This is a genomic window from uncultured Microbulbifer sp., from assembly GCF_947504145.1.
GTDB lineage: Bacteria > Pseudomonadota > Gammaproteobacteria > Pseudomonadales > Cellvibrionaceae > Microbulbifer.
Genome location: NZ_CANNGQ010000002.1, coordinates 319,660 through 340,969, shown reverse-complemented (window position 1 = coordinate 340,969; position 21,310 = coordinate 319,660). Strand labels below are relative to the sequence as shown.

Here is a 21,310-nt window from a genome sequence, read left to right as displayed (position 1 = left end):
ATTCACATTGAGCAATTTCGGTTTGCCGGGCGCTCAGTACAGAGAAACCACATTCGTGGCGACCTGTGTGCGATTGCCTTCACCCGGCTGACCATTGACGGTGAAGCTCTCCACCACCTTTATCAGCAGATCTTTTTTACGTGTGTACTCGCGGCTCTCGCACCACAGAAATTGCGTGTATACACGATCTTCCTGCCTCACACATGCCACCAGATAACCCACCGGTATCCCGTCAATTTCAGCGGTGATTTCACCGTAGTATCCGGCGACCATACCACCAGATAATTCTGTTGCGGGGCGAACCAGCACACCGCTGTTCACCTGTTGCACGCACTGCTGTAGCTGCGCACTGCAGTAATCTTCAATAGCGGAAGCCGTTTCCGGAACACCGACCTGCTGGAAAAGCACTACACAGAATTCATTTTTCGAGAGACTGCCAGCCTGCAGTATCGCGTTTCGATTCAGTCCGCTCATCGCCTGCCAGTGCACAGGCACGCCCAATGTGCAGCTGCCATCCTCGGCGACCAGGGAGCGCAGTGGCGTACTGGTATCGCGGTTACTTTCTACCGATTTTTTCTTACCGGCATCAACCGCGGACTCCTGGACTTTTGCCACCCAACCGGCCAGCGCAAATGCCCGCACCAGTTTGTCGGCATCTTCCCGGCGCGAACAGCGCTTCACCACAGTCTTGTCACTGGAAAGCAGGTGCTTGATCTGCTTGAAGTCCAGACCAAAACGCTCCCCCAAAAGAGAGATGCATTCGCGGCGTTCCCTGCCCTCGGCCACATTACCGGTAAATAACACCTGATAGGAGTTCGTCGACATTCCCTGTCCCTGAATCCGGCTGCCCGAATTCCCTCTGGCAACACATTCAAAATATTCAATGAATACAAAATTCCTGCATCAAACCACTTAAGTGGCACTGGCGTACCTCTTTCGAAATACCCACACATTATTCTATCGAAATTACTTTTTCATTGGAGTAGACAGAAAGCGCAATTTTCAGCAAAACACGGTTTTTTATTGGTACGTATTTACCAGTTAACTCAAAATTAGATCAACGCACTACTCCAGACGGACAATCAAGTTCCCAACAGCCAACATCGAAAAATAGTTCTATTTACCAGTGGAACTCCGGCGCACCGAGCATAGAACTGTAAACCGATGCATCCGGCAGGCCTGCAGTTACTTTTGTAGTGGGCGCCAGATGCTGGGATCCCGAGCACCACCAGAGGCTGAAGCTGCGCATATCTTTTTCGAGCAATTTGTCCAGAAGCATCGGATAGCAATCCGCAGGTGTGGAGCCGCCGCTCAGAGTAATGACATCATCAGTTTGCGGCTCACAAGTGACCGCCGGCGGTCTACTGGAAAGTTCAGGAAAACGTGCAAGTACCTGATCAACCTGCAAGCTGTGCTGAAGTGCTTCAATAGCAAGATCGGAGAGCGCCTGATACCAGGTATCGTCGCGCATAAGCGAGAAGGGACTTTCAGTAGAGGGGCGCGAAGCGGCCAGCGTCACCGGAAAATACCTGCCCACACTGTCCACACTGGGCACGAGGATTCCGCTCCAGGCGTGGGCATCAATCACACCGGCACTGAACGCAAATCGCCAGATTGGGCTTGTCAGATAATAATCCAGCCACTGCTCACCGATTACCTCCCTGACCCCGTGCACTGCTCTCTGCAGCCACTCATCCCAAGGGGTGATAAAGCTGCCGGGGAGATTCCGCTGCACAAAATCCCCGTGTGCCGGCAACTTGCCAAAAATACCCTTGCTCGCCATCGATTCCCCCCAACTCACAGTGTCTGGGGGCAGCGGTAGCCAGCCAGTAGATTTTTATCAAACGGGTTGTAGGCACTGGAAGCAATGACCCGGAATTGCGCGGAGCGGCTGGATTCGGTAAAGGTAATCAAATACTCATTACTGCTGCGGCCCCGCTGCAGGCGCGAGTTTTCGATCAGGCGGTACCAGGCCCAGTCGCCCTCAAAGTGTTGGCGGTGCACTGTCTCATTCAGGTCTTCAAAAATAATACGGGCGCGATTGGATTCCCCGCCCCGCCAATCCAGCCCGCGCCGGGTGCGAGGCCCGTGTGAATAGGGTACCCGCTGATCGCCCAGCTCCAATGCAAACAGACGAACGCCGGAATCCAGCTTGGTGGGCTCGATACGGAAGTTGTAGCCGGCCTGCTCTCCCTGACTGAAGAGGGTCTTGCGAATCATCTCTGCACGCCGCATCTGTGAAAGTGCCGATCCTGACAGCCCCAGGCTGCGGCCTTCGAGCACCCGCGCTTTCCAGTTGCGGGTGTCGATAAAGGGTTTCAGATATTGCTGAATAAATTGCTGTTCGATACCTCCAGGTTTGAAGTACTCGTTGAACTGCAACATCGGCACATCCTGGGAGCTGCTCACCTGCAGCGGATAGCGGTTTGCCAGGCTTTGGCGGTAGCTACTGTAGACCTGCTCGCGCCACATCCGATCTACATGAGCCTTCGCTTTAGCCACCACCAGGCTCCAGGTGTTATCAGCCACCTGTTCCAGCCAGCCATCGAAGGGCACCGGCGCATTGGCCGCTTTAATTCGCAACTGCTTGATCGCGTCGCTGGCACCGGAGAAACGCGCTTTGGCATTGTTGAACGCCACTTCATTGGAATCGACACCCCCGTCGATTTCGGCGATATATTCCTGCACCTGGGAGATCGCGGCAAGATAGTCCTGCACGCGCGCCGGACGGCCCTTTTCACTGCGGGTCAGCCGGTGAAGCTCTTCGAAGCGGACATCCACAACCGTGGGTTGGTACTTGTCGGCAATGGCATTTGCCGCAGTGCTCGCTACCGCTCCGCCCAGACGCCGGGTGGTTGTGGAAACCGGCAGGGGCACGCCATTGGCATCCGCTGGCAGTTCCGGGCGGGGAGTAAGACGGGTATTGTCTGCAGTAATTTCCGACACCGCCAGCAATGGCGAGTACACCGGGTCGGCGAGCTTGGAGAGTACCTCAAAGGCCTCGTGGGTCGAATTGAATCCCTTCAGTGAGAAACCGGTCAGGAAGGAACGCCAGCGTTGGTGATATTCCGCGAGATAAATACTCTTCACTTCCTCGCCCAACTTCTCCCGATCCTCAGCAGTAAAATCTTCTCCTTCAAGGTTTCCACCATAAATCCAGCGTTCCTGCGACAGTTTCTGCAGCAGTGGTGAATCTGCACCAAAATCCACTTCCTTGTAGCCAGCTTTGGTGTAGAGGTACGGGATCTGGAAATGCGGGTCACCGGGCTGCACGCCAAACAAACTGGCCGTATCACCACCGACTTCGCTGTACAGGTCGACACGGGTGCCGCCCAGTGCACCACGCTGCAACTCGCCATAGAGTCGCTGGGCAACCGGGATGCGCCGCAACTGCTGTCTAGCATTGGCCACCACCCGCTCATTTGGTGTGCGACCGGCGGGTAGCGGCTGAGCAAACAGCTGCTGCAGATGCGCAAGCAACCTTTCCTGCTTGTCGGCTTCCCCACTCAAACGCTCGGACCAGGCGCGCTGGAAGTAGGACTGCAGCACTTCCTGGTCCCGCCTTTCTTCATCAAAGAACATCAGATAGGTTTTTAGTGTCGGCACCAATGCCGTATCTGCGCTGTCCATCCTGGCAAGCTTGCGTTCCAGATCCCGCTGCAAAGCCGGCAGGAATATCTGATTCAGCTTTTCGCGGTAGAGTACGTCGGCGGCCTCATCGATACGGTCATCGTAGAGGCCCAGATTGTTGAGCCAGGGGTGCTCTTCCTTCTGATAAACCGTGGACGCCTTGTACAGTGGGTCCAGTAACGCTAACGCTTCCACCGTACCGGGGTCGCGCCCCTCCGATTCGCGGAGGCCCCGCTCGAACGCTTCGAGATTATCTTCCACTTCGCCCATGAACAGTTTGTTCTGCGCAATACTGCCGGTCCACAGAAAGAGTGCACCGACAAATACCGCGGCGGAGCCAACATACACCGCACCGCGCAACCAGCGGGTAATACGTTCGAACTGGCGGTTGACCCCCACCAGTTCGGCCTCGGGAAATACGACGTCTTTCAGCAGCCGGTGCAGGAAGAAACTCTTGCCCGCGCCCTGAAACTTCTGCCCCATATCGCGCTCGAGACCGAAGTCGGAACTCACCGACGCCATCATGCGATCAATGGGGCTGCCCTCCTGGGTGCCGCTGGTGAAATACACACCGCGCACCATCGGCACCGTGTCGTAGCGGTTTGCACTGAAGGTCTGTCGCACAAATTCGGCCAGCACACCGTGCAGGCTCTCCATACGTGCGGGGAACCCCTGTAGCAGCGCGCGTTTTTCCAGATTGCGCTCGTGGTGAATTCGCCACAATACACGCTGGTTCAGACGCTCTACCAGGCCGCGGAATTCCGCCGGAAACTCTTCCAGTGGTGCACCATCGCCCGCCTTGGCTTCTTCTGGGAAACTGATCCCCCACACCTGCTCGCGCTCGGCCTGGGACAGGTTGTCGAAGAACTCACTGAACCCGGCTACCAGGTCGCACTTGGTAAAGGTGAGATAAATCGGAAAGCGTACACCCAGTTGTTGCTGAAGTTCATTGATACGCGCACGAATGGTTTTGGCCTGGTGGGCACGCTGCTCCGAGGTCTGAACCATCAAATCCTGCAAACTGATGGCCACCAGCACACCATTGATCGGACGGCGACGGCGATATTTCTGCAGAAGGTTGAGGAAAGCGCGCCAGGCACTGTTGTCGTAGACACGGTGACTATCCTGAGTGGTGTAGCGGCCGGCGGTATCGATCAGCACTGCGTCGTTGGTAAACCACCAGTCACAGTTGCGGGTACCGCCGACACCACCGAGCGCCTCTTTACCGTGACTTTGCGCGAGCGGGAATTCCAGGCCGGAATTGACCAGCGCCGTGGTTTTTCCCGAACCGGGTGGACCGATAATGATGTACCAGGGCAGTTGATACAGGGACAACTGCCCGTGCTGAGAACGGAAACGCGCCTTGCGCAGCACCTGCATGGCATCGCGGAAGCGGTCAGAAAGGGCCTGCAGCTCTTCCTGGCTGCGCTCCTGATCCGGATCGGCCTCTTCTTCCTGGGAAGTTTCTATGCCTTCGATCAACGCCTGGTTCTGACGCCGCTCCACCAGCCACTGGCTGATATTCCACACCAGCCAGATGGCGAACAGGAAAACGATGATGGTAATGCGCACACCCTTCGACAGGGTTGCGTTGTCACTGCCAAACTTTATGTAGTCGGCACCAAACCATATCAGTAACGCCAGTGCCGTCAGCCCGATCAGACCCAGCACCCATTTGTTGGCAAAGAAATTAGCCAAACGTCTCATGTATCACTCCAGTACCCGCAATCATTATTGGCGAGCAATCATGTCCGCGCGTCAGCGCACCTGCGAATCGGAATCGGGGCTTTCAACGGTGAACGCCTGAATCTCGGCAGCCACCGGCGTCGCACTCTGGTACAGCCACCACCGGTAACCACTGAAGGTCGCCGCCAGTACACCGAGCACAACACTCGCAATCACCCACAGAGGTATGTATTGGTGCAGTCGGGTTTTGCGCTCCACACAGCCTTGCCAGCGGGGTGAAAGGTCCCGGTCCATCGGTGGACGATGGCTTTCAATGGTGCGGTAAAGATTTTCCCGGATCTGTTCCAGCTGCTCGTAGCCACGCTGCACCAAGCGGTATTTCCCCTGAAATCCGAGGCTCAGGCAGAGATAAAACAGCTCGAGCAACTCGATATGCGAACCAGGAGTTTCCAGGGTGCGCTGCAGGATCAGAAAACACTTTTCACCACCGAACGTTTCCTTGTGAAACAGGCTGAGCAGCGAGTGCTGGCTCCAGCCGCTGGCGGTTCCCCAGGGCGTGGTCAGCACCACCTCGTCGACCACTGTGCACAACAGATAGCGCGCAGTGAGCACAGTTTCCTGAGGCAGTGAAAGCTGACGGGCTTCCCGTTCAAAATTCTGAATTTCCCGAGTGAGCCGCTTGTGCAGGTCCGGGACATTGTTGTGGTTCATGGTGGTGCGCAACTTGATGATGGCACCGAGCAGTTTTGAGGCTGCGGAAATAAGCGGGTTCAGGCTGTTGCGAATGCGCAATTCCGCACCAGCATCCGCAGCGGAAAAATCCTGCGCACGCGGACGCTGGCTTGCGGGTGCCGCAGCCCCGGGGGTAGGCACCATCACGGTACGGTCGCCAGCAGAGGGCGGTGTATAGGCGTCGTTGCTCATATCAGTTGTTCCGGATTGCCCAGAGTTCCATGGTTATTCCGGGGAATTCGGCCCCCAGGTGCACGGCAAAACCACCGGAGCGCTGCATGGTCTGCCACAGCTCACCGGTACGCTCCAGTTCGAAATAGGTAAAGCCCGCGTGATAGGGAATCTGCCGCGGTGCAACCGGCAGCGCGCGCACAGAGAGGCCCGGCAACTGCGCAGAAATCAATTCGCGAATCGCCTCTACCGGCGCCACCTTGGCCTGGCTCGGGAAGCGACTGCGCAGCAGATCCCCGGGCATATCCGCCTTCGCGGCCATCACGAAACTTGCGGTTTTCACCAGTGACGGGTCGGTAATCGGTGCAACGTAAATTCCGAACTTGCGCTGCACCAGCTCCATCGGAATTGCCGTCTGCTCCAGCACCGTGGACAGTGACTGGCGCAGGGCGGAAAACAACCCGGTATAACTCTGCTGCAGGTTATCGTGCATGTAGCGGGGAATTTCCGGTGGGCGCTTGTTACTGGCGGTAAATGTGGAAAGCTCACCGGCCAGTTGCAGCAGCTCGAGGTACAGCGCGTGCGGATGCAAGCGCGGTTGGCCGGTAATCTGCTTTAGCAGCGGTTCAAAACGGTTAATGACCTGCAGCAACAGATAGTCGGCAATTTCTGCCGATCCACTGCGACCACTGTCACTGAGCCGATGGCCCAGGGCACTTCCGCGATGATCCAGCAGCCCCTTGATTTCTTCGATATAAGATTTGATCACCGAGGATGTATCTGCGCTCAGTAACGGAGGGATATATTCCGCATCCAGCTCCACCGGTTTTTCCGGCTGCCGCTCGCGAATCCGCGCAATACCGATGGCTGCATAGCCGCCGAGATCTTCGCTGCCGAGCTTGAGACAGGTGCGCAACTTACCCACCTGTATCCGCGCAGCTTCACCGGAGGTGGAAGCACTGTTGCGAGCGTCGTAATTAAACGTTTGATAGCGGGCCTGCGGGAAATCTTCCTGATCCCTAACCGACTCCTGGCTACCCGGGCGCTTCATCGGAATACACAGGTAGACGATCTCATCACGGGTATTGACGGGTACGTCCAAAACATCTGGAAGGTTTTCATTTTCCGGTGCCAGCATCGGGGTACCGTCCGGGAAAATAGCGCTCACTCGCGACAGAGACAGCTTGCCCATGGCCAGCGGCTCACTATCGATGGCCAACTCCACGAGCCCCCAGGTATAGGGGCCGAGAGCGCCAGTACGCGCTTCCAGCAACCGCTCCAGATAGCGATCCTGTTGCTGGAAGTGCTGAGGCCGGAGAAACATCCCCTCGCTCCAGATGACCTTATTGTTCGCCGACATACGTTTTCCCTGTTGCGGCGCAAGGCGATTGCCTTACGAGATTCAATTGCGGTTTTTTGGATGACACTGGCAGTGCTTAACGTTTTCCACCACTCTGCAACTTTTGCAGACGCTCGTACTCGGCACTGGAGATGGTCACTGTTTTATCATCTTCTTTTTCACGACGGTTTCCGTTGCCATTGCCCGCGGCACGGCGACGCATATCCAGCGCTTCGGTAGAAGCGATACGGGTACCTTCAAGGGTAATTCCGTAACCATTTTTCTTGTGCTCAGTAATCGGCAGCAGCATCAGCGCCTCTGCCCGCTGGTACTGTACGAACTCCGCCAACAGACCGATATATTTCACCTCCGGAGTAAGAGCGAGTTCTTCGACACGCTGCTCACCGGGCGCGAACTCTTTTAAAATGACCGTATCAATCAGGTCCTTACCCAGGCGGGACTCCGCATTTTCGTAGAGATTCAGGAATTCCTCACGGGAAAACTGTCGATCATCCGCGAGCATGAATACCCGCAACACCACCGGCGAGGCGCGACCATCGCTATCGGGATTCACGTCGTGTTCGATATCCACATTCAGCGCGATACTGGTATCAAAATTCAGTGTGCGACGCGTGGTCTGACAACCTGCTATAACGATTGCAAGTAACGCCACCAGTAAAACGTTTATCCATTTTCTCTGTATCACAATACTCTCCCACTAAATTTCCAGATTTTTGACAAGTGCTTTCTTCCGACCCCGATCCGACTGCGCGATCAGCGGCGATTTGAGCCATTTAAGTTGCGTGCATTTTTCAGCTCAGACAGCTGGCTTTCATAAGTTGCGGCAAATTCTTCGCCGAACAGACGCCGGTAGCAGGTGTCCGGATCGCTCACCATCTTCCGATAGGAATCGACAAAATTTTCCCAATTGCGCGCGTTTTTACTGGAAAAAACGCCGTTCTGCGCACCGCCTCGCTGCGCAATATTTTCCGGACTGAAATATCGCAACATGGCTTCGTAGCCCGCACGCATGCCTGAAAGCACCGCGACCTGGTGATCGGACAGATCATCAAAGCTGTCGCGCACCGCTTCCACCGGCGTCATGAATGCCCCAGTGCCGGCAAACATGGCACCCAGCGCATCGCTAGCCGTTGCGCTGAACTTCAGCGGGTTATTCGCTTCCGTCTGAATCATGGTTCGCTGCACACGCAATTCATTTTTGATGCTGGTGCGCGCGCGCAGCAGATCGATCAGGCGCGATACCGATTCCTCGACGATGGCTGCGGTCTGTTCATCCAGTTGTGCAAGCTGTTCCGGACTGAGATTGAGCCCGAGCTGCTGTGCGAGAGCCGGGGCCATACTTCCCGACGATACCCCGGCGGTTGCCCGGGCCGGCGCAACCGGCTTGGAAGCCTGCACAGAAGGTTGCGATACCGACTCCACCCCGGGATTTACAGGCGGTGGAGTGAAATGCTGGGAAGCGCCAGCAAATGCACCGCCGACCGGCGTCTGCGCAGTCGGCGCCTGTGACGGTATCTGTGGTGGTACCGACGTATTCGATACAGGCGCAGCGGGTATTGAAGATGGAGACTCCGGCGCACTAAAACCGGGGGCGCCTTCGACCTGGTTCTCCGCTACCGCAGAAAAAGACTCCGCAAACGGGTTGTCGCCAACCGGCGCGGACACTGCAGGGTTTCCCCCAGGGGGTACCGGCTGAACGGGAGGGTGCGAGGGCGTTGAAAGCGGTGGCACCGGCGGCGCACTTGCCTGAGCGAACGGGTCCGCGGGCGGCGCGGCAGTAACAGATGGAGCGGGAGCTGCCGGTGAGGGCACCTGTTCAGTGGAAAACTGCATCGCATGATTCGGTGCCGGCGCATGGTCCTGCTCGCTGCCGTCTTTCCACCAGTCGTCGTCGCCACCCCACTGGCCGGCCGGTGCCGGGGTTGCACCGAAGCCTCCCAGAAGATCCGGGCGGCCGTCACTGCCGGAATGATTCAACACTTGCAGAGGGTCGGTAACCGCTTCTTCGCCAAGAAGCCCATTCAGAGATCCACCGCTGTCAGCCGCATTGCCAGACTGCACCAGGTAACCCCATTCTCCGCTTTGATTGCTCTGTCCATTGGCGCCCGGCTCAAGCCAACTGTCGAGCTCCTGCGCCTCTTTGGCACTCTGCATTTTTGCCGCGGCGGCCGGACTGAACGTGGTGCGATCGGACTGATCGAGAAAGTCTGCACCGCCTAGCCCTTGAGGAATACCCGGATCCGCAGCCGGCCGACGAACAGACACGGTAAGCTGATAATCACCAAGGGAAATGGAGTCGCCATCTTCCAGGGGAACCCGGTTGCCTTTCCCTATCGGCTCCGGCGACTGATTGTGAAAAGTCCCGTTGGTCCCCTGATCCACGAGAAAATAGCGATTCTCCGCGAAAATAATTTCCGCATGTCGCGAGGACACCACCCGCTGGGGATCCGGCAGTACCCAGTCATTACTGTCTGCGCGGCCAACGCTGCCACCCTCCCGGGTAAACAACTTGGTGTGCTTCAGCATATTGGCCCCATCGGGGTCTGACACAACAGAAAGCAGTAGATCCATGTCAGTTTCGCTCGTCATTAGGTCGGTACTGGCAGGCCTGATTCGGCCGCGAGAACTCGGAAGTGGTGTCTTTGCGATTCACACCCACACCCCCTTCAGCTCCGTACCAGAAATGGACTGCAGTTTCGGCAGCAGGATTTCGTCGCGCCCCTGCACGGAGCGCAGGGTGCTGAGACCGGCACTCTGGAAGCGCGCAGCGGCGCGGTCAGTCATCCAGGCTTCGGCACAGGGCGTCAGCCACTCCCCTTGCGGTAGCTTTCGCAGGTGCAGGGGCAGGTCCCGGTAATGGTCCGCACTCACCGATTGCGGTGCGCCGGTCGTAGAGAATGCGTTGCAGATCGACAGCGCTAGTAGATACGCGCTGTTGCCCCAGAGGTAATAGCGATGCCCAAGCTCAGGGCTCAACTCTTCAAAGGAGAAATACTCGGTGCGGGATGAATCTGCGCCGTAGGGCAGGCGCAGTAAAAAACGAGGCGCGGCCAGTGCCAGGTGCGCGCAGGCCTGATATTCACGCACTGCCTGCCAGCTTTCGGTAAAGTCACTGGAGAGCGGATAACCCCAGTCATCCGGATCCATGGTACTGGCCATGCTCGGGCAGCCGGCAAGACGACAATCACCGCCCATTACCACAGTGCTTCCCGCCGCCTCGGCAATGGTGGCGAGGTCGATCAACATATGCAGGTCGCGCTCATCGTCGCTGACGGTAAAGTCGCCCAGCACCAGATCATAGGGCGCGCTCCCGGCAACGGTGTGGCGCTCCACCAGGCACTTGAACACCTGTGATTGCTCGAGATCATCTTCCGCCTGGACCAGATCCGCGAGCACTTCTGCCTTGCTGATATCCAAAAGGTGCACTTCCAGTCCCGGGTGGTCCTCGAGGCGCCGCAGCAACAAGTGCAGACTGCGCCAACTGGCTTCGAGCTGGCGGAAATCGCTGTGGTGCATGATTTTGCGCATGGCTTCAGAAGCCGCCTCGGTCACTGCATCCAGGTACACATCCTGATTCGCGTCGGGCTTCTGCTGCACATAGGGGGCAACAATATCCTTGATCAGCTGATCAATCTGACCCTGCGCACTGTTTTGTGCTTCAGCCTGATAGGTGGCGCCAGCCAGAATCCGGTCGAGCATGGACTGCGCACCGCGCGCCGAAAGATCCGACTGCAAATCCGCAGGCTCGCCGGCCAGATCCGGGCGCCACTGCTGAATTTCCGCGGCCGCAGCGGGAAACGCCGATGGATTTAGCAGCCGCTGCTTGAGTTCAATGAACTGACTGAACAGGGGGAGGCGCTGATACAGATAATCCGGGTGCAGGTCGTCAAATTCCAACAGCCGCAACGGCTCCTGCATTCCCGGTAAATTGACGGCCACCTGAAGGCGCTCGAACAATTGTTCGAAGTTGTCTTTCCCAACACGGAATGCCTGGCGCGAGCCAATAGATTCCGGATCACAAAGCCCCTGGCTTGAGCGACCGCTGAAATCACCGACGATGGCGACCCGGTAATTGGCACGATCGTGCCGCCCGGGTGTCACTACATCCACATCACCCGAAGAAAAACTGGCAGCACCCGTCTGCATGGTCGCCCTACTCACAATCCAGCCTCCAGATTGACCGATTCATTTTTCGACTCGCCTGCGGATTCCAGTTCTGTATTCGCCACTTTTTTCTTGACGCTCTTTTTCGGTCGCCCGCGTTTTAACGGCCTGACGCGCTGATTGGAAATTTGCTCGATCTTATCTTTGAATACATCACCACCAAGCACCTGCCCCAGCTTGATCGTCTCAGCGATGTATTCCAACAACCTTCGATCAAAGCGATAGCGGAACAATTCCTGATAGGCATCGGCTCGGGCCTGGGGCTTTTTCCCCAGCGAGAGGTAGAGCCGATGATCTTTAATCACGTGACTCTGCTCGATATTGGCGTGGTGACGGAAGCTGGACCAGAAGTAGTCACTCATGGATTCCGCCAGTCCCAGATAAATAGGGCGGGACTCCACATACCGGTAACAGGTAAGCAGGTAAGAATCCGAATCGATCAGGCTGGACTTATAGCGCCCAGCCCAGAGCGTACCGGAACGGCGATAGCGATGATTGACGAACTGTACGTATCTGCGCCCGAGGGATTGCATCATCGAGGGAATACCATCGGGCACCCGGGGCGTGGCAATAATCTGGATCATGTTGGGCAGCAGCACATAGGCATGCACGTCCACCCGATATTGATCCGCGGCGTTGCGCAGACTATCCAGATAGAACTGATAATCTTCCTCGTCAAAAAAACACGGCAGATTATTGTGCCCGACTTGCACAATATGCTGAGGAATATCAATCAGGTTGAGTCTCGGAAGACGAGGCATCTTGCCAAAAAATCCTTTTTAATTTGCACGAATGTACCAAGTGCACACTCGCCACCCGGAAGGGGTTGGCATTATTGCAAATGATTCAAAAAAAATTCAAACCTGATGCACTAGCAAGTTAACATTACTGTCCCAAATACGACGGAAGTCATGGAGACTAAACCAGATAACGGTTTGCTGGCTCCACAATAATCTGAAAATGTCATGGAGTTGTGACAGACATGGAGCCCATCAGGCTGGCAGTCAATGGTCGAACCGATATCGGCCAGGTACGAGAAGAAAATGAAGATAGCATTCACTGCCACAGTGATCCGGACCACCCTTTTGCCTATGTGATCGTGGCAGATGGCATGGGCGGTTACAGTGGTGGCGCCACCGCCAGCGCGATTGCTACCGAAACCCTGCAGGCCCATCTGGCCGACCTGCTAAACCCGGCATTTCTTGCCTGTTCCCCGGAACAACAGCAATTGACGCTACAGGCTGCACTGGTAGACGGCATCGGCGTCAGCAATCGAAAAATCCTCGACACCAAGCAAACCCGACCACAATTTTCGCAGATGGGCACCACCCTGGTGGTAGCGGCCATCTGGAATGATTTTCTCGTAGTCGCGCATATTGGCGACTCACGCGCTTACCTCTGGAATGATTACGGGCTTCAACGTCTGACCAGAGATCACAGTGTGGTTCAGGAAATGATTGATTCCGGACAATTAACCGCCGAACAGGCACAAACGTCCCAAGTAAGAAATCACATTACCCGGGCGCTCGGCGTATCCGAGCCGGTGGAAGCCACGGTCAACAGCTGGATATTAAAAGAAAGCGCGCTGCTGTTATTGTGCAGCGATGGTCTCACCGAATACCTCGACGATCACACCATAGAGCGCGTACTGGCAACCTACCGGCCCGCACTGGAATCCGTTTACCATTTTATTGACGACGCCAACCAGTGCGGCGGTCGAGACAACATCAGTGCCGGCATTATCGAATACTGCAATAGAACGGAAGCGGTGACGGAATTTTCTGGAGACCCGATCACCCTGAAACCGGCCGCCACAAATGACATTACGGTGCGAAAATCTCAACGCTGAGCCCGGGCGAACACACACCAAGCAACCGATTTGCGAGAAAACGCCATGACACCGGATCGTCTGGTCGATTTTATTCCCACTGTACTCGACTGGCTGCACCCCCAGCCTATGCCCGACATTGCCGGCGATGCCGTTGCCATCTGCAACTGGTACGCGAAGCTTCTCGATCGCAGCACAGTATCTGGCAAGGCCACAAACGGAACCAACATAGCAGAAAATTTTCTGGGGAAATTCTGGCCCTCAGCCCCCAAAATCGATGCAACTGGATACACCCTTGCGCGCGCGATTACAGTAGCGCAACTGCGAACACCGGCTTCCGCACCGGTACGCTTTTGTAACCATGCCGGACACAATCCACTGGGAGACACCCTCCCAACACTGCATCAATGCCCTCTGGTTGCCGGGCATGTCATTGCCAGCAACGGCGAGCTCGCCTTCCAGCGCGAAGATTTCACACTGCCGGGCCCGTTTCCCTTTCACTGGCAACGCTACTACCGCCAAAGCCAGCAAGCGGATGCAGGTCTCGGACAGGGTTGGCGCCACACACTGAGTGAATGCCTGCAGCTACCCGAGGCCACCCCCGGCGCTGCACAAAAAGTATTGCTGCATTCGGCGGATGGCCGCCTGGTGGCCTTCGATCTTCCCGCCATCGGTCACGCCAGCTTCAACCGCAGCGAGCGCCTGTATCTGTTGCGACAGAGCCTGCACAGCTTTCGCCTCTCGGCATTCGACGCACCGGACAAAATATTTCGCGCAGACGGCACCGGAAAATTTGCGCCACTCTGTGAAATCCGCGACGCTTCCGGCAATACACTCAGTGTGGATTACCGCAATGGCCACCCGGAAAAAATCGTCTCATCCTGGGGTTCCACCATCGACTTCCATTACGACAATGGAAAACTGACAAAAATAGCCAGCGCCGCTACTGGAGACGGCAGTGCACTTTGTCATTACGACTATGACTCCGACGGCTTTCTTGTAGCGACACGCACCGCAGCCGGCGAAGAAAGCTTTACCCTGCAGGCCGGAAAAGTTACGGCACTCACCAACCTGAGCAGCGGACACCTGGTTTTCATTTACGATAAACTCCAGCGGGTTTCGGAAATCCACCGCACGGAAGAAGCTGGGACGAAAATCGGCACCGCTGCCGCTGACGACAATCCCATGACCTGGAAATTGCGCTGGCGATCCGGCGCACACACCTGCATCGTCTCCGCCGCCGGGGAACATGATATCCAGTTGCGATTTGATACCCGCGGCAACCTGATCGAGTCCTCTCAGGGTGGCCGGTCGCAACGCTGGCGCTACGACCTCTATCGCAACCTGTGCCACAGCATCGACGCACATGGCATAGACACCCTCTACCGCCACGATCCGTTCGGCCGGATTCTGCGACACTCCCGGCAGGGTAATCACAAACACTTTATTTACGACGAAGCCGGCAGACTTGTGGCCGCGGGCACTGTGACCGGTGACACCAATACGCACAGCTGGCAATACCACTACCGGGAGAATTCTCCGTACCCGTCTGCGATTACCGACCCGGAAAAAGAGCAGTGGAAATTTGAGCACGACGAACGCGGCCAGCTGCGGGTTTTAACAGACCCGGAAGGCGGGCGCCTCACACTCGAGTGGAGCGCCCAGTGCCGGCTGATCGAACTGGTACATGGCGACCGTTACGCCAGCTGGGACTACGACAACCGCGGCAACATCGTTCGGTATGCGGTCACGGGTCAAGCAGACCGCGAATGGCAATACGACAATCACGGCAATCTGGCCCAGACGTTCATCGGCAGCAGCGCTTTCACCATCCTGTCCGATGAGTACGGCCGCCCCTGCACAATCAGTCGAGAAGGCGAGGTGCTATTGCAGTGGCAGTACGACGACCACGGCCGTGTTCGCCATATCCAGGAACTTTCCGGGCCCGCGCTCAAACTGGAGTACAACCGGCAGGGCCGCCTATCCACGCTGCGCTGCCAAGGCCAAACATACACATGGCGCTACAACCAGTTTGGTGAACTGACGAATTTCAAAGACGGTTGCACGCTGCAGCGGGAGTGGCAGTACCGCAATGACGGCAGCCTGAGGGAATTTCGCGATAGCGACAGCCACTGGTATCTGGAGTACAACGATACTGGCGAGCTGCAGCAGATACGCAATAACAGCGGGCAGTTGTGTCACTTTCATTTCGATACCCTCGGGCGCCTGACCCAGGCCGCCAATGAATTCTGCAACCTGCGCTACCGCTATGACAGACGCGGCCTGCTGACCGCGGAACATCACGATCTGAATAGCGAAAGCGCTGCCGAGGGTGGAAATAGTAGCCCCAACACTACCCTGAGTATCAATCACAGGTACGACCGCCGCGGCTGGCTGAAAAATTCCTGCTCGGATCAGATCAATATCGCCTTTATCTTTTCTCCCGCGGGCAGGCTCTACGGAATCGACACCAATGGCGTCATGACCGTGCGCAGTGAAATTGAGGCGCAGAACCAGCACGATGGGAACAGTGAGTGCCGGGAAAATCTGTCGCTGGGCGCACACCTGCTGGAAAAGTCCTACCGGCACGGGCGACTCGAAAGTGTCTGGCTGGACGGCGATGCGTTGTGGCGCATAGAAAATTGGTGCACGGAGAAAACGGCGGATGCACGGCTCGAACACCTCCCCCGGCTCACTCTGCTCAATCCACAACCGGCAGCACCGGGATGGGGGCGGGATGCACACAACAATATTGTCGCCGATGCCCGCATGTCACCAAACTCGAATACGGGCTACCGCTATCAATACGATGGCTGGGGGCTGCTGCATTGCGTAGAGTGTGGAGACTTTAAAACCTGGCTGCGTTGCGACCCTTTCGGGAGAAGACTGGTAAAAACCAGCACCCACCGCCGCTCCGGGCGGCAACGCCGCATTGCTACGCACTGGTCCGGTATCGGACTGTGGAGCGAATTCATCCATCTCAATAACACGCGCACTATCGCGCACTTTCTGCACCACCCGACTACTGGTATCCCCCTGGCGAGGCTGACCCTCAACGAGAGCGACGATACCCACAATGTCGACAACGGGCTGCAGGCCGACAGTTTTGTTAGAACCTTCTTTGTCGCGGACGATGGGGGCCGATTGCTGGCACTGTTGCCAGACGCCCGCGACGGAGGGGTGTCAAAACCACTCTGGCATTTCGAACCCGCAACAGCACCGGAAAATGAAACGCTTCCACTTTGTCCCGGCAGTTTCCAGGGCAGCCTGGGTATTTACGACGGTGAGGTGCAATTGTTCTATCGGGATTTCAGGTATTTCATACCGACACCGATGCGCAGCGGGGGAAAGATCCACACAGTACCCGGCACACCACTGGACGGAGGTTCGCTCAATCTGGCCGCCGCCCTGCCCACAACCGCGCCGGGCAATTCCGAATCCACTTCTGGCGCCGAACCTATCTCCATAGCTATCTCCACAACTATCGCCACACCTATCGGCGAAGGGTAAAACCTGGCAGCCGATCACACATTCGGCTCCCACTCGTTGGAGTAGTGCAAGTATTGACGCGCTATTCCCCGCGCATCCCTGTACAACCCCAACGCACCCATTAGCATGACGCGAGCCAGACAGCGCTGTCATCTTAATTGACAGCGCTGTCTGGGATTCCAGAAATATAACCAACAATAATTTGAGGAAAATCCGCCATGCACCACAACCTTCACATCCGCCGGCGACTTGGCAGGGCCCTGTCACTGACGGCACTCTGTGCGCTTCCGGCTCTCGACGCTCTGGCACACGGCACCATGGAAATTCCGGAAAGCCGAATTTACAACTGCTTCCTGAACAACCCGGAAAATCCATCCGACCCGGCCTGCGCCGCCGCCAAGGCACTCGGCAGCACCCAGCCATTTTACGACTGGAACGAAATCAACCAGGCCAATGCTGCTGGCAATCACCGCGCACTGGTTCCCGACGGCCAGCTCTGCTCCGGCGGCCGCAGTAAATACGCCGGTATGGACCTGGCCCGCAGCGACTGGCAGGCAACACCCGTCACCCCGAAGGCGGACGGCACCTTTGACTTCACCTTCTGGGCGACCGCCCCCCACGCCACCGATGAATGGGTGTTCTATATCACCCGCTCCGGCTATACCGGCACCGAGCCGCTGAAGTGGGGCGATGTATTCGAGTTCTGCCGCCTGGGCAATGTGCCGGTGGGTGCCGACAAGCGCTACACCCTCAACTGCCCGCTGCCGCAGTTGACCGGCAAACATGTGATTTACACCACCTGGCAGCGCTCCGACAGCCCGGAAGCCTTCTATACCTGTACCGATGTGGTGCTGGGTGACGGCACCCCGAGTAACTGGGCCGACGAGGGCGCACTGCAGGCACACTCAGACCTCACCAGCGGCAGCGAGATCAGCCTGCGCCTGTTCAACGGCAGCGGTAATGATATGGAAACGGTTACCCTGCAGTTGCAGCAAGACGCCACCGCTGCCGAGTGGGCTTTCGCCTTCGCCAATGCGGTCAACAGCCAGTCCCAGTATGCGCGTATCGGTGTTCTTGATCCGTCCAGCGATACCATCGCACCGGTGCAGAGCGCATCCCAGAACCGCGTATACACCCAGGCAGAGTTGAACCTCAGCCACGAAGTGGATATCCAGCCGGCCAACGGAAATGGTGCGCCCACCGCGGCCATCACTACCTCAACAAACAGCGTGACCGGCGCCGGTTCGGTGAATCTGTCCGCGGCCAACGCCAGCGATCCGGATGGCGATCCTCTGTCTTACCGCTGGCAGATCATGAGCGGCAGCGGCGCCACCCTGACAAGCACCACCGATCGGGATGTCGCCCTGAACCTGAGCGCCCCGCAAGCGGTACAGACGGTAGTGGTAGAGCTCAGCGTATCCGATGGGCAGGCGGCCGACACCAGCAGCGTCAGCATTACCCACGCCCCGGTATCCACCGGTGGTGATGACTACGATTACGCCTATCCCGACGGCATTGGCAGCTATGCCCCCGGTGAAACCGTGGTACTTGGTAGCGATGGCCAGCGTTACCAGTGCCGCCCCTTCCCGGAAGGGCAGTGGTGCAATATCAACAGCGCATACCACTACGCGCCGGGTACCGGCACCAACTGGGGCGATGCCTGGATTCAGCTCTGATTTGTTAATGCCTGGATTCAATTTATAAACGCAGAACCAAAAACGCCTGGATTTCTCCGGGCGTTTTCGTCTGCTCTCAACCTATTCTGTTCTCAGCTCACGTCGTCGCCGGTTGCGGCGATTGTCGCAGTGTCAGTGCCGCCAGCAGCGCCGCTACCCCGCCACAGATGGCAATGGCGCCCACCAGAATCAACGGCGTTCCGTCGAACACCGCGCTGACAATACCGATGGCTACCGCACCCAGCATCATCTGCATGGTGCCGCCCAGGGCCGCTGCCGTACCCGCAATCGGTCCGTGGTCATCCAGAGACAGCACCATGGTTGTCGGCACCACCAGTCCAAGAAAGGCATTGCTCAGAAGCAGCATGGCCACCAGCACAACAAAATTATCCACACCCGCAAGATTCAGTATCAGATTGACCAGCGCACTCACTGCAAAACCGGCCACCGCCCACTTCACCACAGCCACACCACCAAATCGCTCACACAGGTTTGCCGCAAACTGGCTGGCGATAAAAAAGCCCAGGGCATTCAACGCAAACGCCAGGCTGAACTGTGTCGGGGTCAGGCCGTAATAATCCGTATAGAGAAACGCCGCAATGGACAGAAATGAGAAAAAGCTCGCCATCCCCATACCACCAATCAACGTCATACCCATAAAGTAGCTGTCTTTGAACAACACCCGGAAAGCACTGATCATCGCCGCCGGCTTCACCGGTACCCGCTGGTCGGCCGGCAGGGTTTCCGGCAATGCAAAGTAGATCAACAGCAGGCTCGCCACGGTGGCCAATGCCACCGCGTAAAATACCGCAGGCCAACCGAACGGCTCCATCAGCAAACTGCCCACCAGCGGTGCGAGCATCGGGGAAATGGAAATCACCAGCATCACCGTGGTCATCAGACGGGTTGCCTCGGTGCCGGTATAACGGTCGCGGATGATCGCCCGCGGAATCGACATCACCGATGCCGCACCCACTCCCTGCACAAAGCGCATCCCAATCAGCCACTCAATGGTGGGGGCGAGCGCGCAGCCGATGGAGGCAAACAAAAACAGTACCAGACCAAAATACAGCGGCGGCTTGCGCCCAAACATATCCGCCGCCGGCCCGTAAAACAGCTGAAATACCCCAAAGGCAATAAAGAATGACACCAGCGTGTACTGAGACATCGCTGTCGGTACCCCGTACCCCTCCGCCATGGCCGGCATCGCGGGCAAGTACATATCGATGGCGAAAGGGCCAACGCAGCTGAGCAGGCCCAGCATCAGGGCCATCTTGATCAAATCGGGTTTCATGGGCTCTCGTTATCCGAATAAACGTACCGCCGGACCGCTTCGCCCGAACATGCCTGATTCTAACAGCACAGCAGTGCTATCCGGGCCGCCTTCACCGGGCAAATTTTTCGACTTCCACCAACGGCAGAGTCACAACTACAATAACCGACAAGTCATTTCTTACTGAAGCAGCCTCTATGCAAGAGCCTTTCGAAATCGCCGGCGTCAATGTTCCCCGCGGTCAAACCCGCAAAATCGAACTTCCCATCGTGCGTCTCTACACCGACACCGAGATGAACATTCCGGTATACGTGCACCGCGGTAAAAAACCCGGCCCCACCATGTTCGTCAGTGCCGCCATCCACGGCGATGAACTCAACGGCGTAGAGATCATCAGCCGCCTGATCAACAGCAAAGCACTAAAATCCCTGCGCGGCACCCTCATCGCCGTACCCGTGGTCAACGTCTACGGCGTGCTGCACCAGTCCCGCTACCTGCCCGATCGCCGCGACCTCAACCGCTCCTTCCCGGGCTCTGCCCGCGGCTCTCTTGCCGCGCGCATGGCTCACGTATTTCTCGAAGAAGTCGTCGCCAAATGCGATTACGGTATCGACCTCCACACCGGCGCCATCCACCGCAGCAACCTGCCGCAGATCCGCGCCAACCTCGACGACCAGGAAACCCGCGAAATGGCCGCCGCTTTCGGCGTCCCCGTACTCATGAACGCCACCCTGCGCGACGGTTCCCTGCGACAGGCCGCTGCAGACCTCGGCGTGCGCATCCTCCTGTACGAAGCCGGCGAAGCCCTGCGCTTCGACGAACTCTGCATCCGCGCCGGCGTGCGTGGTGTACTCAACGTCATGCGCAAACTGGAAATGATTCCGGTCAAAAAAGGGCGTCAGGGCATCGAGCCCTTCGTGGCACGACGCAGCGGCTGGTTGCGCGCCGGTGACAGCGGTATCGTCAATCACAAGAAGCAGCTGGGCGATCACGTCCAGAAAGGCGACATCCTTGCCACCATCGCCGACCTTTACGGCAACGAGCTGGAGCAGGTTTTAGCAGATGCGGACGGGATTATTATCGGCAAGCAGAATATTCCGCTGGTACAGGAAGGCGAGGCCATGTACCACGTGGCGTATTTCCACGAGCCGAATGAAGTGTTGGAAAATCTGGAATTGTTGCAGGACAGTTTATTGCCGGAAGAAAATTTTTGACCAGCGCGAACGAAGAAAAAATGTGAATGTGCAGGGCTGGCACTGGGTACAGGTTTTCAGGAGCGTCGGCGACAGGGACGTCGCCGC

Annotated in this window: 14 protein-coding genes; 4 read left to right on the top strand and 10 right to left on the bottom strand. The window is 57.2% G+C overall.

The genetic code is table 11. From position 1 onward, the window contains the following. Window positions 1-33 precede the first annotated feature (33 nt). The 9 genes from Q1A74_RS08070 to Q1A74_RS08030 all read right to left on the bottom strand — a co-directional run bounded on the left by Q1A74_RS08070 (window position 34) and on the right by Q1A74_RS08030 (window position 12,504). Complete coding sequence (locus Q1A74_RS08070) at window positions 34-825, bottom strand: hypothetical protein (RefSeq protein WP_299594481.1); 792 nt, start codon at window positions 823-825, stop codon at window positions 34-36. A gap of 295 nt (window positions 826-1,120) precedes the next feature. Further along, the gene (tagF, locus tag Q1A74_RS08065) at window positions 1,121-1,783 is read right to left on the bottom strand and encodes a type VI secretion system-associated protein TagF (RefSeq protein ID WP_299594479.1); all 663 of its coding nucleotides are present in this window, start codon (window positions 1,781-1,783) and stop codon (window positions 1,121-1,123) included. 14 nt (window positions 1,784-1,797) lie between these two features. Next, window positions 1,798-5,337, bottom strand: coding sequence for a type VI secretion system membrane subunit TssM (gene tssM / locus Q1A74_RS08060; protein ID WP_299594477.1), 3,540 nt, complete (start codon window positions 5,335-5,337; stop codon window positions 1,798-1,800). A gap of 51 nt (window positions 5,338-5,388) precedes the next feature. Further along, complete coding sequence (icmH, locus tag Q1A74_RS08055) at window positions 5,389-6,240, bottom strand: type IVB secretion system protein IcmH/DotU (protein ID WP_299594474.1); 852 nt, start codon at window positions 6,238-6,240, stop codon at window positions 5,389-5,391. A 1-nt stretch (window position 6,241) separates the two neighbouring features. Next, window positions 6,242-7,579, bottom strand: coding sequence for a type VI secretion system baseplate subunit TssK (gene tssK / locus Q1A74_RS08050; RefSeq protein WP_299594472.1), 1,338 nt, complete (start codon window positions 7,577-7,579; stop codon window positions 6,242-6,244). A 76-nt stretch (window positions 7,580-7,655) separates the two neighbouring features. Beyond that, complete coding sequence (tssJ, locus tag Q1A74_RS08045) at window positions 7,656-8,264, bottom strand: type VI secretion system lipoprotein TssJ (protein WP_299594470.1); 609 nt, start codon at window positions 8,262-8,264, stop codon at window positions 7,656-7,658. 68 nt (window positions 8,265-8,332) lie between these two features. Beyond that, window positions 8,333-10,168, bottom strand: a complete 1,836-nt coding sequence (gene tagH, locus Q1A74_RS08040; protein ID WP_299594468.1) for a type VI secretion system-associated FHA domain protein TagH — start codon at window positions 10,166-10,168, stop codon at window positions 8,333-8,335. Between the two features lie 60 nt (window positions 10,169-10,228). Beyond that, window positions 10,229-11,740 (bottom strand): type VI secretion system contractile sheath large subunit, encoded by a 1,512-nt coding sequence (locus tag Q1A74_RS08035; RefSeq protein WP_299594466.1) that lies wholly within the window; start codon window positions 11,738-11,740, stop codon window positions 10,229-10,231. After that, window positions 11,737-12,504 carry a transposase gene (locus Q1A74_RS08030; protein ID WP_299594464.1) on the bottom strand — a complete coding sequence of 256 codons (768 nt, stop codon included), beginning with the start codon at window positions 12,502-12,504 and terminating at the stop codon, window positions 11,737-11,739. The genes Q1A74_RS08035 and Q1A74_RS08030 overlap by 4 nt, the downstream gene beginning before the upstream one ends. A 221-nt stretch (window positions 12,505-12,725) precedes the next feature. Between Q1A74_RS08030 and Q1A74_RS08025 the strand changes: the two genes are divergently transcribed. The 3 genes from Q1A74_RS08025 (at window position 12,726) to Q1A74_RS08015 (ending at window position 18,736) form a co-directional block, all read left to right on the top strand. Then, a complete protein-coding gene (locus Q1A74_RS08025; RefSeq protein WP_299594462.1) occupies window positions 12,726-13,592 on the top strand; it encodes a Stp1/IreP family PP2C-type Ser/Thr phosphatase in 867 nt (288 codons plus the stop codon). A 45-nt stretch (window positions 13,593-13,637) separates the two neighbouring features. Further along, entirely contained in the window at window positions 13,638-17,081 is a 3,444-nt protein-coding gene (locus Q1A74_RS08020) for a DUF6531 domain-containing protein (protein WP_299594460.1), read from the top strand. A gap of 197 nt (window positions 17,082-17,278) precedes the next feature. After that, window positions 17,279-18,736, top strand: coding sequence for a lytic polysaccharide monooxygenase (locus tag Q1A74_RS08015; RefSeq protein ID WP_299594458.1), 1,458 nt, complete (start codon window positions 17,279-17,281; stop codon window positions 18,734-18,736). A gap of 97 nt (window positions 18,737-18,833) precedes the next feature. On the opposite strand, the gene Q1A74_RS08010 is transcribed toward Q1A74_RS08015, so the two are convergent. After that, a complete protein-coding gene (locus Q1A74_RS08010) occupies window positions 18,834-20,030 on the bottom strand; it encodes a multidrug effflux MFS transporter (RefSeq protein WP_299594456.1) in 1,197 nt (398 codons plus the stop codon). Window positions 20,031-20,206: 176 nt separating this feature from the next. Between Q1A74_RS08010 and Q1A74_RS08005 the strand changes: the two genes are divergently transcribed. Beyond that, complete coding sequence (locus tag Q1A74_RS08005; protein WP_299594453.1) at window positions 20,207-21,223, top strand: succinylglutamate desuccinylase/aspartoacylase family protein; 1,017 nt, start codon at window positions 20,207-20,209, stop codon at window positions 21,221-21,223. Window positions 21,224-21,310 lie beyond the last annotated feature (87 nt).